This is a genomic window from Xylanibacter brevis P6B11, from assembly GCF_000621825.1.
GTDB classification, from domain to species: domain Bacteria; phylum Bacteroidota; class Bacteroidia; order Bacteroidales; family Bacteroidaceae; genus Prevotella; species Prevotella brevis.
In genome coordinates, this window is sequence record NZ_JHXG01000007.1 from 272,708 (window position 1) to 285,058 (window position 12,351).

General features: G+C 50.9%; 11 protein-coding genes. 3 read left to right on the forward strand and 8 right to left on the reverse strand.

The features are described from left to right. The first annotated feature begins 88 nt into the window (after positions 1 to 88). The 3 genes from T496_RS0104010 (at position 89) to cls (ending at position 5,370) form a co-directional block, all read left to right on the forward strand. Positions 89 to 1,783: a rhamnogalacturonan acetylesterase gene (locus T496_RS0104010; protein WP_027449600.1), complete on the forward strand. Its 1,695-nt coding sequence runs from the start codon at positions 89 to 91 to the stop codon at positions 1,781 to 1,783. A gap of 199 nt (positions 1,784 to 1,982) precedes the next feature. Continuing rightward, on the forward strand, positions 1,983 to 3,926 hold the full coding sequence (gene dnaG, locus T496_RS0104015; RefSeq protein WP_027449601.1) for a DNA primase: 1,944 nt from the start codon (positions 1,983 to 1,985) through the stop codon (positions 3,924 to 3,926). A 22-nt stretch (positions 3,927 to 3,948) separates the two neighbouring features. Beyond that, complete coding sequence (gene cls, locus T496_RS0104020) at positions 3,949 to 5,370, forward strand: cardiolipin synthase (RefSeq protein WP_027449602.1); 1,422 nt, start codon at positions 3,949 to 3,951, stop codon at positions 5,368 to 5,370. On the opposite strand, the gene T496_RS0104025 is transcribed toward cls, so the two are convergent. From T496_RS0104025 to gcvT, 8 genes are all read right to left on the reverse strand, one after another. Then, entirely contained in the window at positions 5,351 to 5,893 is a 543-nt protein-coding gene (locus T496_RS0104025) for an RsmD family RNA methyltransferase (protein WP_027449603.1), read from the reverse strand. The two genes, cls and T496_RS0104025, sit on opposite strands and share 20 nt — an antisense overlap. Beyond that, positions 5,874 to 6,602 (reverse strand): DUF3822 family protein, encoded by a 729-nt coding sequence (locus T496_RS13435; RefSeq protein WP_052342062.1) that lies wholly within the window; start codon positions 6,600 to 6,602, stop codon positions 5,874 to 5,876. Before T496_RS13435 ends, T496_RS0104025 begins: the two co-directional genes overlap by 20 nt. Beyond that, positions 6,589 to 6,729, reverse strand: coding sequence for a hypothetical protein (locus T496_RS14855; protein WP_155808333.1), 141 nt, complete (start codon positions 6,727 to 6,729; stop codon positions 6,589 to 6,591). The genes T496_RS13435 and T496_RS14855 overlap by 14 nt, the downstream gene beginning before the upstream one ends. A 104-nt stretch (positions 6,730 to 6,833) precedes the next feature. Continuing rightward, on the reverse strand, positions 6,834 to 8,066 hold the full coding sequence (locus tag T496_RS0104040; RefSeq protein WP_027449604.1) for a dihydrolipoyl dehydrogenase family protein: 1,233 nt from the start codon (positions 8,064 to 8,066) through the stop codon (positions 6,834 to 6,836). A gap of 21 nt (positions 8,067 to 8,087) precedes the next feature. Next, positions 8,088 to 9,497 (reverse strand): aminomethyl-transferring glycine dehydrogenase subunit GcvPB, encoded by a 1,410-nt coding sequence (gcvPB, locus tag T496_RS0104045; protein WP_027449605.1) that lies wholly within the window; start codon positions 9,495 to 9,497, stop codon positions 8,088 to 8,090. Then, complete coding sequence (gene gcvPA, locus T496_RS0104050) at positions 9,494 to 10,804, reverse strand: aminomethyl-transferring glycine dehydrogenase subunit GcvPA (protein WP_027449606.1); 1,311 nt, start codon at positions 10,802 to 10,804, stop codon at positions 9,494 to 9,496. The genes gcvPB and gcvPA overlap by 4 nt, the downstream gene beginning before the upstream one ends. 18 nt (positions 10,805 to 10,822) lie before the next feature. Next, entirely contained in the window at positions 10,823 to 11,203 is a 381-nt protein-coding gene (gene gcvH / locus T496_RS0104055) for a glycine cleavage system protein GcvH (RefSeq protein ID WP_027449607.1), read from the reverse strand. A gap of 24 nt (positions 11,204 to 11,227) precedes the next feature. After that, on the reverse strand, positions 11,228 to 12,328 hold the full coding sequence (gene gcvT, locus T496_RS0104060) for a glycine cleavage system aminomethyltransferase GcvT (protein WP_027449608.1): 1,101 nt from the start codon (positions 12,326 to 12,328) through the stop codon (positions 11,228 to 11,230). Between the last annotated feature and the right edge of the window lie 23 nt (positions 12,329 to 12,351).

Genomic DNA, 12,351 nt, shown 5'->3' on the forward strand with positions numbered 1-12,351 from the left:
AGATACGAAAAAAACTGATTAATGACATGGTTAGTCGAAAAAAATTAGTACCTTTGCAGCCTATACAATCATATTATTACAAGCTACAATGACAACGAAACTACTTTCTACGATGACAGCCCTGCTGCTGGGTCTTTCGGCCTCGGCGCAAGGCTTCGACAACCTACCCGACCCTATTGAAGATGTCAACAAGGTGGTGGACAACACCCCCGACTCTATCGCCAAAGCGCTGATGTCGCGCCCCGCGCCCGGCAGCAGCCGCAAAGGCCATAACCCCGTGCTGTATCTCATCGGTAATTCTACGATGCGCAATGGCACCAAGGGCGATGGCTCTAACGGTCAGTGGGGCTGGGGCTACTATGCCAACAAATATTTTGACGAGACCAAGATTACGGTAGAGAACCAGGCACTGGGCGGCATGTCCACACGTACGTTCTATACCGACCTGTGGCCCGCCGTTCGCGAGGCACTGAAACCAGGCGACTGGGTCATCGTGTCTATCGGCCACAACGACAATGGCGAGTTCTTCGACAAGAAGCGTGCACGCGCCGTGATTCCCGGCGTTGACCCCGACACACTGTACATCGGCTTCAACCAGCGCACGCAGAAAACAGATACCGTCTATTCGTACGGTGCTTACCTGCATCGCTACATCTCGGAAATCAGAGCCAAGGGTGCCAATCCCATTCTGATGTCGCTGACGCCTCGCGATGCCTACGATGATAAAGGCAAGATTGTACGCAAGCCCCACTCTATGTGGGCTGCCTACATGGCTGCCGTTGAAGGTGTGCCCTACGTCGATCTGAACGAGATCAGCGGACAGAAGCTAGACAGCTATAGTCACTGGAAAGAGCAGTACCACTTCCTGGGCGACAAGATACACACCTCGAAGTTTGGCGCAGAGATGAATGCCCGCTCAGCAGCAGAGGGCCTATGGCAGAGCCTGAACCCACAGCTGAAGCCTCTGCAGGCCATGATGAAAAACGTAGAGCCCGAGGTCTATCGCGTGGATCGCAGCAGCGGAAAGCCAGCTGTCTTCTTCACGGGCGACTCTACCGTGAAGAATGCCGACAAGGAGGAAGACGGCATGTGGGGATGGGCCGCACAGGCCGCCACCGTGTTCGACGAGTCGAAGATTACGCTTGTCAACGCTGCACGTGCCGGACGCTCCACCCGTTCGTTCATTCGCGAAGGTCTGTGGGATAAGGTTTACAATTCGCTGCAGCCAGGCGACTTCGTGACCATCCAGTTTGGCCACAACGACATCTGTCCCATCACCGACGTCAAAGCTCGTGGCGTGATTCCCGGCACTAAAGACACCCTGCACGTCTATCATCTGGACAACGACACCTACGAGGTGGTTTACTCGTTTGGCTGGTATCTGAAGAAGATGATTGACGATGCTCGCGAGAAGGGCGCCACGCCTATCCTGGTATCGCTGACGCCACGCAACGAGTGGCCCGGCGGAAAGGTGGAGCGCCGCGATGACTCCTATGGCAAGTGGTATCGCGAGGTGGTAGCTGAAACCGGCGTGGAGTTTGTGGATATGCACAACATCTCGGCCAACTTCCTCGACAAGAAGTTCAGCGTGAAGAAACTGCCTGCCGACAAAGAGAAGGCTAAGGCCAAGATAGCACAGATCAAGGAGAAGGCTGGCGCCAAATACTTCAAGAAAGACCACACGCATGCCTCAAAACTGGGTGCACAGATGAACGCCCAGTCGATGGCCAAGGGACTTCGCGCCAATGGTTCGGAACTGGCAAAATACTTAAAGAAAAAGTAAGGTTACGGCAAACCCTTAGTTGGGTTACGGAAAACCTTAGGTTTGGTTACGGCAAAGTGGCACTTTAGTTACGGCAAACCATAGGTTTAGTTACGGGAAACTATAGGTTTGGCAGCACCAAACAAATCGCTTCATACCGAGTGGGGAAAAAACTAAAAATACTTTTGGTTTTTTTCCCACTTATTATTATCTTTGCAGCATGATAGACAGAGCGACCGTCGAGAAGATTGTTGACGCAGCAAAAATCGTTGATGTGGTTGGAGAGTTCGTAACGCTGAAGAAAAGCGGTGTGAACTATAAGGGACTTTGTCCTTTCCATGATGACCGTAACCCTTCGTTCATGGTGTCACCAACGAAGAACATCTGTCACTGTTTCGTGTGTGGAAAGGGCGGCACCCCTGCCAACTTCCTGATGGAGCACGAGCAGATCACCTACCCCGAAGCCCTGCGCTGGTTGGCCAAAAAGTACAACATTGAAATCGTTGAAAAAGAGCTCACCGACGAAGAACGCCAAGAGCAGAACGACCGCGAGTCAATGTTCATTGTCAACGAATGGGCCAAGGACTATTTCCACAATATTCTTCTGAACGATCCCGACGGACTGGCCATCGGCAAACAGTACTTCCGCAGCCGTGGCATCCGCGATGACATCATAGAGAAATTCCAGTTGGGCTACTCGCTCCAGAAACGCGATGCCCTTTTGCTGGCATCCAAGGAGAAAGGCTACAAACAGGAGTTTCTCGTCAAAACCGGCTTGTGCATAGAGAACGAACGCGGCGCCTACGATCGCTATAGCGGACGCGCCATCTTCCCCTGGTTCAACATCAGCGGCAAGGTGGTGGCCTTCGGCGGACGTGTGCTGGACTCACGCACCAAGGGCGTGGCGCAGAAATATGTCAACTCGCCCGACTCCGACATCTACCACAAGGAGCGCGAACTCTATGGTCTCTACCAAGCCAAGCGCGCCATCGTGAAGGAAGACATGGTATATATGGTGGAAGGTTATACCGACGTCATCGCCATGCATCAGGCTGGTATAGAGAACGTGGTGGCCAACAGTGGCACGGCGCTTTCTACCCACCAGATACACATGCTGCACCGCTTCACCAACAACATCACGTTGCTCTACGATGGTGACGAGGCAGGTATCCATGCTGCCATGCGTGGTACCGACATGTTGTTGGCTCAAGGCATGAACATACGCGTGCTGCTACTGCCCGATGGCGACGACCCTGACTCGTTTGCCCGCAAGCACTCTACCGAAGAACTGAAGCGATACATCAACGAGAACCAAACAGACTTCATCACCTTCAAGAGCCGGCTGACCGTCGAGAATGTGACGGATCCCATCAAGCGTTCGGAAGCCATCGTCGGCATACTGAAAAGTATCTCGGTGATTCCCGACAGCATTCTGCGCAATGAGTACACCAGCAACCTGTCGCACCGCCTCAACATCAAGGAAGAGACGCTCATTGCCGAGATGAACAAATGCATCAGCAAGAACGTCGAGGAGAAACAGAAAGAGCAAGAACGTGAGGAGCAGAAAGCCGCAAGCAATACCGACGAAGACATACAGCCCCTCACCCTTCATACCGCTGCAGAACAATCCACACAGGTGGAACTGATGCTGGTAAGAGAGATCGTACGACACGGCAGCGACATCATATATAAGGATGTGGCAACAGAAGACGGACAGACCATATCGCTCACCGTAGCACAATATATCCACTACGACCTCAGTCAGGACGGCATCACCTTTGTGAGTCCGCTTCACAACCGCATCCTGGAGGAAGCAGTGACACAATGCGAGAATCCTGACTTCAAATCGCAGATCTACTTCTGCAGTCATCCCGACATAGAAATCAGTAAGCTGGCCACTCAACTGGCCATAGACCGCCATCAACTGGGCGGACGTTTCTCTAAAGAGGACGATGAGCAGAACTTGCGGCAGCGCGTGTTGCACCTCATCATGGACTACCGCATGAACATCATAGAGAACAAGTTGAAGGAGATCAATCAGCAACTGAAACAGGTGAACGGCAACATGGAGCGCACCATGGAACTGCTCAAGGAGCACATGAAAATAAAGGAGCTGCGCGACGCACTGGCCAAGAACCTAGGCAGCGACTTGATTTTGAAATAACCGACTGAAACACTAGCAGCCTATGTCAATCTCGAGTATTATCATCCTTTTATACCAAGCCATTATCATCATCACGATACTCCACGTGCTGATGGACAACCGTCAGCCATCTAAAACGATGGCTTGGGCACTGGTGATATATTTCATACCGCTGGTTGGACTACTGGCCTACATCATCTTTGGCGTCAACACCCGCAAGGAGCGAATGGCCAGCCGACACACCATGGACCAGCTCACCAAGCGCGCCATGATAGAGTTTGTTGAGCAAGAGCGCCTGCAGTTGCCTGAATCAGAGACACCACTCATCAATCTCTTCGTGAACCAAAGTTTTTCATTGCCCTTCAACCACAACAAGATAGACATCTTAACCGACGGTTATGCCTTCTTCCTGTCTTTACTGCGCGACATTGCCACAGCCAAAGACCATATCCACATCGACGTATATATCTTTGAAGACGACGCTTTAGGCCGTCTGCTCACCGATGCACTGATAGACAAGGCCCGACAGGGGGTGAAAGTAAGGATACTGTATGACGATGTGGGTTGCTGGAGCGTGAAAACTTGCTTCTACGAACGGCTCCGAATGGAAGGTATCGAGGTAGAACCATTCATGCCTGTGCGCATACCCTCGTTTGCCAACAAGGTGAACTACCGCAACCACCGCAAGATATTTGTCGTCGATGGCAAGGTGGGCTATATCGGTGGCATGAACATCGCCCTGCGCTACGTGAAAGGACGTAAACATCGGCCTTGGCGCGACACCATGTTGCGCATAGAAGGCAACGGTGTCTATTCTTTGCAGCGCACCTTCCTCATCGACTGGTATTTCGTGGACCGCACGGTGCTGACCGACCGCCGCTACTATCCTGAGGTCAACAAAGAACTGGCGGCAGACTGCATCGTACAAACGGTGACCAGCGAGCCATTAGCTGCCTATCCCGAAATCATGCAGGGCTATATGCACATCATCTCGTCTGCCCGGAAGTATCTGTATATCGAGACGCCTTATTTCCTGCCACCCGATGCCATCCTCTTTGCACTGAAGACGGCAGCAGCAGCTGGCGTGGACGTCAGGTTGATGACACCCAGACATAGCGACGGACGACTGGTGGAATGGGGAAGCCGTTCTTTCCTGAAAGACATGGTAGATGCCGGCGTCAAAGTATTACTCTATGAGAAGGGATTTCTGCACTCTAAGTTCATGGTTTGCGATGACCGCATCGCCACCTGCGGATCAACAAATGTTGACTTCCGCAGTCTGGAAAACAACTTCGAGGCAAACATGTTCGTCTATAACCAAGAGGTGGCTCACCGCATGAAACAAGTGTTTCTGGAAGACGAGAAACTCACCACCGAACTGCGAACACTACCTAAACGCATGCGTCCCAATTTCCTGGCACGTTTAGGAGAGTCTATCGGCAGACTTATTTCTCCGGTGCTTTAAACAGCGAGAAGTTCACACTTCCATAGCTGCGATGCTCTACAAAATTAGGATGCGATGAGAAGTCGTTGTCTTTGCCGTGCTCTAAAACAAAGATACCATCGGGCTTCAAGATGTCTTTCTCGAAGACCAGGTCAGGTATGGAAGCCAGTTCCTTGAGGGCATAGGGAGGATCGGCAAAGATGAAATCGAACTGCTGATGACAGGACTTCAAGAAGCGGAACACATCGCCGCGCAGAGGAATACAGACGTCTGTTCCCAGTTTCTTCAGACAATCCGTAATGAAACGATGATGGTCACGATCCATCTCGACGCTGACCACCTGACTGCAACCGCGTGAGATCAGCTCCAAAGTGATGCTGCCTGTGCCAGAGAAAAGGTCTAAAGCCACGGCCTCATCGAAGTCAACATACTGAATCAGCACGTTGAAGATATTCTCCTTGGCAAAGTCTGTCGTAGGACGAGCCTTAAACGTGCGTGGAATCTCGAAATGACGTCCTTTGTATTTACCTGTTATTATCCTCATCTAAATATACATTCTTTACGTACTTCTTCAGTTCGGCAACCATCTTGTCGGCCTCGGGCACATGGCCACAGAGATGAAGCTCGTCGGTCTCAGACGCCAACTGCAACTGTTTCCACACATACAACAGGAAATAGAGCGAGTCGTTCAGACGCGAAGCATCAAACACATTGCAGTATTTAAACCGGTTCTGCTGAAAACTGAACACATCCAACTTCTTCTCGTGGAAATAGCCATACAGCTTATGGCGCGGACCGGTATAGCTGCGCTGGTGCAACTGTCGCCATACGGGCATCATGGCAACCATCAGCGTCACATCACTGAAATGGTCGTCAATGACCAGACGCAGGTCGCGATTCATCGAGAACACCGCCACAGCATTCAGGTCGGGCAGCACATTGAAATAAACAAGTTCCTGGTTTCTGGAAGGAAAAGCCTGATAGAACATATCCTCTTTCGTGGCCTCTTCAAACAGTTCTATGGGTACCATCAGCACATCGGTGTCTATCAGTACACGCACCTTGCCCTGGGCCTCGGCCAGCAACTCTGACGATTTGAAGGCCTCGCGCAGGTTGGCAGCCATAGACACACCGCTCTTCACAATGAAGGGTTCGTTGATAACAGTTTCGTCTTCAAGATGTTTTGAAAACGAAAGGGTATCGCGCCCAATGCGCATGGTAATGACCTGCTTGTTGTTTCTATTCTCTGCCATGTTCCGTCAGATGTTGTCTTTTGTCCACAGACTGTTGTTCGTTTACAACGCTCATCACACACATGCCCAACAAGGCGATGACCATGAGTGCCAAAAGAAGGTTGATAAGCTTGTCTTGTTTAAACATTCTGCTTCCTATTTTCGTGCAAAGGTACAAAATAAAGCCCAATATTAAAAGAATTCTGGCCAAAATTAAAAAATAATGACCAGAATTCTCATCTTATAGAAAAGTCATTCTGCTGCAGAAAGAAGAATTTCGCTGAGTGATGGGTGCACATGAACCATGTCGCGCAACTGCTTGACGGTGGTGTCGCGGCACATCAGCACGCTCACCTCCTGGATGAGGTCGGAGCTATGGGCGCCAAAGGCATGACAACCCAGGATGCGACCGGCATTGGGCTCGCAGAATAGCTTTAGCATACCATCAGGCTCGTTCATGGTGAGCGCCTTGCCGTTGGCACGATGGAAAGCCTTTCTGCACTCATAGGCCACAGTTTGCTCCTTGAGTTGGTCTTCGGTAGGTCCCACGCAAGCTGCTTCTGGCGTCGTGAAGATAGCTGCCGGCATAATGTCGAAGCGGATGCCATCTGCACGACCTATGATTTGGTTCACCACATGCACAGCCTGCATCTCGGCTGCGTGGGCCAACATCTGGCGCCCGTTCACATCGCCGATGGCGAAGATATTGGACGTTGAATGTTGTACTTTGAACGTTTGGGCATCTACGGGGATGGCGCCATTAGGGGCGAGGGTGATGCCTGCAGCTTCAAGATTGAGGCCAGACGTACGCGGTTTACGGCCAGTGGCCATCAGTACAACGTCGGCATCGATGTCGGAGATATGTTCTACGGCTGTCTTCATCTTGAACGTGACACCTTGTTTCTCTAAGGTCTTACGCAGGCGCTTGGCTATGTCGCTATCAAGTGCAGGCAGACATTCCTTTAGAAACTCTATCACCGTGACCTCGGTGCCAAAACGATTGAACACCGAAGCGAACTCCATGCCAATGACACCAGCACCGATAATAGCAAGACGTTTGGGACATTGATCAAGACAGAGAAGACCCGTAGAATCAACCACGCGCGGATCGTCAAGACCATTAAGAGAAAGCCACTTCGTTTCTGATCCGGTGGCGATAATGATATTCTTAGCCGTATAGTCGTTGACGGTATGATCATCTACGAAGGTACCTCTCTCACGTACCAGGGTGATATTGGGATGCGAGAGGATGGCTTCTACCCCACTCTGCAACTGCGACACCACCTGTGGCATGCGCTCGCGAGCCTCGTCAAAGGTTGTGCTATGCACGTAAACCTTCGTGGGGATACAGCCCACATTAAGACAGGTGCCTCCAACCTCTGCATCTTCAAAGATTACGACCTTCAGTCCTTGCTTGGCAGCATATTCTGCGGCACGGTAGCCACCCGGACCTGCACCGATGATGATAAGATCTGATTCGTTCATGGGAATTGCAAAATGAGATGGTTATGAAAGATCTGCCTTGAGTTGACGATAAGTTGTGATGGGATGCTTGGCTGCCAACACATCATCTACTCGTCCGATCGGTGTGTTATGAGGTGCCGACTTCACAAGTTCCGGATCGGTCTTGGCTTCCTCGGCGATTTGGCGCATCACACGGATAAAGCCATCAATCGTTTCCTTCGACTCGTTCTCGGTAGGTTCTATCATCAGACTCTCGTGGAAGAGCAACGGGAAATAGATGGTTGGCGCATGATAGCCATAATCCAACAGTCGCTTGGCCACATCCATGGTGGTGACACCTGTTGATTTATCCTTCAATCCATCGAACACAAACTCGTGTTTGCACAGGCCTTCGATTGGCAGTTCATAGACATCCTTCAAGCATTCCTTGATATAGTTGGCATTGAGCGTCGCTAAAGGACCCACAAGTTTTACATTCTCGCGACCCAACGAAAGGATATAGGCATAGGCACGCATGGCCACAGCAAAGTTTCCGTGATAGGGCGACACGTTGGGGAAGAACGATTCCAGACCTTGGCGCACGCCTACAGGTCCTGCACCTGGTCCGCCACCGCCATGAGGTGTAGAGAACGTCTTGTGCAGATTGATGTGCATCACGTCGAAGCCCATATCACCCGGACGGGCTGCGCCCAACATAGGATTAAGGTTGGCCCCATCATAGTACATCAGTGCGCCCACATCATGAACCATCTTTTGGATGACAGGAATCTGACGTTCAAAAAGTCCCAACGTGTTGGGATTGGTCATCATCATAGCAGCCACCTCTGGTCCGTGTTCCGCCAATAATGCCTTCAAGGCTTCCACATCGACGGTTCCATCAGAAAGAGACTTCACCTCGATAATCTCCAAACCGCAAACAGCGGCACTGGCAGGATTGGTGCCATGAGCCGAGTCGGGCACGATGACCAATCGGCGACTCTCGTCTCCACGGCTCTCATGATATTTCTTAATCACCATCAGTCCCGTCAGTTCGCCATGGGCGCCTGCAAAGGGTTTCAACGTGAAGGCATGCAAACCAGTGAGCTCACAAAGCGACTTACATAGCAAGGTACAAATAGCCTCAGCGCCACGTGTGGTCTCTGCAGGCTGCAAGGGATGCAAGCCCGAGAACTGTGGCAGAGCAGCCATCTCCTCGTTGATCTTGGGATTGTACTTCATCGTACAAGAACCTAGCGGATAGAAGCCATTGTCCACGCCAAAGTTGTTTGCCGACAGATTGGTATAGTGGCGCACCACCGTCATCTCGTCGCATTCTGGCAACAGAGCATCCTCAGCGCGCCTCATAGAAGCAGGCAGTTCATAATTGCCAAAACGATTCTTAGGAAGAGAATAGCCACGACGCCCCTCTTGTGAAAGTTCGAAAATCAAGTTTCCGTATAATCGATTATTCATAGCAGTTCTATCAGTTTATCAATCTCTTCCTTTGTTCTTTTCTCAGTAACGGCAAACATCAATTGATGGTCGTCCACCTTAACACCACCGAAGATGCCATGTTCCCGCAGTCGATGTTGCAAGGCGTCCACATCACCATCGTAGCGCACCACAAACTCATTGAAGAATGGCTGTTGGTAGGCCAGCGAGAAGCGGCCCGTCTTCAACAATTCATCACACAGGTAGTGAGCACCGGCATAGCTCAGCTCTGCCGCCTCTTTCAATCCCTGTTTGCCCATCAGCGAACAATAGATGGTGACGAAAAGCGCCATCAACGACTGGTTAGAGCAGATGTTCGACGTTGCTTTCTGACGACGGATGTGCTGTTCGCGAGCCTGCAGCGTCAATACAAAGGCACGTTGTCCGCGATTGTCGAGTGTCTTGCCGACAATACGTCCAGGCATCTTACGAATCAGTTTCTCGGTGCAACACATATAGCCTACATACGGCCCGCCCCACTGCATGGGAATGCCCAGCGACTGTCCGTCGCCTACAGCAATATCGGCACCCCACTCGCCCGGTGTTTTCAGCAGAGCCAGGTCGGCAATGACGCTATTCATGATAAAGAGAGCCTTCTGCTCGTGAACAGCATCGGCAACACCGGTATAGTCTTCGATGATACCATAATAGTTAGGTTGCTGAACCACCACACCAGCCACATCACCTGCAGACAACTGAGAGCGCATGGCAGCAAGGTCAGTGACACCCTCCTTGGCAGCAATCATCTCAATGTCAATGCCATGAAAGTGAGCATACGTCTTTACGACGTCAACGGTCTTTGGATCAACGGTCTCGCTGACAAGCACCTTACGCTGCTTCTTGCCAGCAGCCACCGCCATCATCACCGCCTCTGCCGTAGCCGTGGTTCCGTCATACATCGAGGCATTCGAGATGTCCATGCCGGTCAGTTCGGCCATCATAGACTGATATTCAAAGATGTAGTGCAGCGTGCCTTGCGATATCTCTGCCTGATAAGGCGTGTAACTGGTCAGGAACTCAGAGCGCTGCAACAGGTTGGGGATCACCGACGGCATGTAGTGGTCATAGACACCAGCACCCGCAAAACACACCAACTGCTTGTTTTGCGACCCCAGTCGTTCAAACAACTGTCTGACCTCCAGCTCACTCATCTCTGAAGGCAACTGGTAGTCGCCCTGAAAACGAATCTCTTGAGGCACCTCCGCATAGAGATCCTCAAGAGAAGACACGCCCACCTTGGCGAGCATGTCTTTCAGGTCGTTTTCCGTATGGGGAAAATACTTATGCATAGTCTCTTATGATATGTATTATTTATCACAGAATGCAGCATAAGCCTTTGCATCCATCAGATTGTCGAGCTCGGTCTTATCCGACAGTTCCACCTTGATAATCCAGTTCTGATAAGGATCCTGGTTGAGCAGTTCTGGCTGATCATCGAGTGCCTCGTTCTTCTCTACGACAACGCCAGTCACCGGAGCGATCAAATCGCTGGCAGCCTTAACACTTTCCACAGCGCCAAACTCAGAACCTGCTTCCACTTCATCATCAACATCGGGCATATCTACATACACCACGTTGCCAAGCGCATGCTGAGCATAGTCGCTGATACCAACATAGCCAAACTCGCCTTCAATCTTTACATACTCGTGAGACTCGCTATAGTAGAGTCCTTCAATCACTTTTGCCATAATCGTTTTTAGTTTTAAGGTTTTTTACTTTTTATAATGCTTCTCATAGAAACGTTTCTTCACGACTACACCGGGGAAGGTCTTTTTACGAATCTGAATCTCGACCTCTGTTCCCAGCGCTGCATATCGACTGTCGATAAGGGCCATACAGATGCTCTTATCAACAGAAATGCCATGATAACCCGTCGTCACTTCGCCTATCGTCTCACCATCCTTCAGCACCAGATAGCCGTGACGAGGAATGGCTTTATCTTTCAGTTCGATGCCCACCAGTTTGCGTGCCACACCGTCCGTTTTCTGTTTCAGCAACGCACTACGTCCGATAAACTCAGGCTTATCAAACTTCACAAACATCGTTAGTCCTGCCATCACAGGCGAGATATCTTCCGATAGTTCATCGCCATAAAGCGGAAGTCCCACTTCAAAGCGCAATGTGTCTCGACAGCCCAATCCGCAAGCCTGAACCCCTGCTGCTATCAGCTTATCCCAACACTCTTGAATATAAGCATGCGACGCATAGACCTCGAAGCCATCCTCGCCAGTATAACCGGTGCGCGAAACGATAACATCGCCCATCGTCTTTGCCGTATAGAAACTCAGTTCGCGACAAGGAATGTTCAGCACCGTCTCCATCACGTGCTCAGACTCGGGGCCCTGCAGGGCAATTTGGCCGTAATAGTCAGACTTGTTGGCCAGCTCCACATCGAAGCCGTCTGCCTGTTGCTGAATCCACGCCCAGTCTTTATCAATATTGGCAGCGTTGATGACCAGGAAGAAATCGTTCTCGCCCATCTTATACACCAGCAGGTCATCCACCGTACCGCCATTCTCGTAGCACATCATGCCATAGAAGATCTTTCCTATGGGTGCTCCTGCAATATCATTCGTAAAAATATGCTGCACGAAAGCCTCTGCCTGGCGACCCTTCACCGTGACCTCGCCCATATGGCTGACGTCGAAGAGTCCGCACTGATTCCGCACGGCCTTGTGTTCCAGTTGTATATCTTTGTAGTGAATAGGCATGATAAAGCCTGCAAACGGAGTCATATAGGCGCCCTCTGCCACATGACGTTTGTAGAGGCACGTCTTTTTCTCCTGTTCTTCTGTTTCTTGTCTAATAGCCATTGTTTTAAGTTTTATAGTTAATT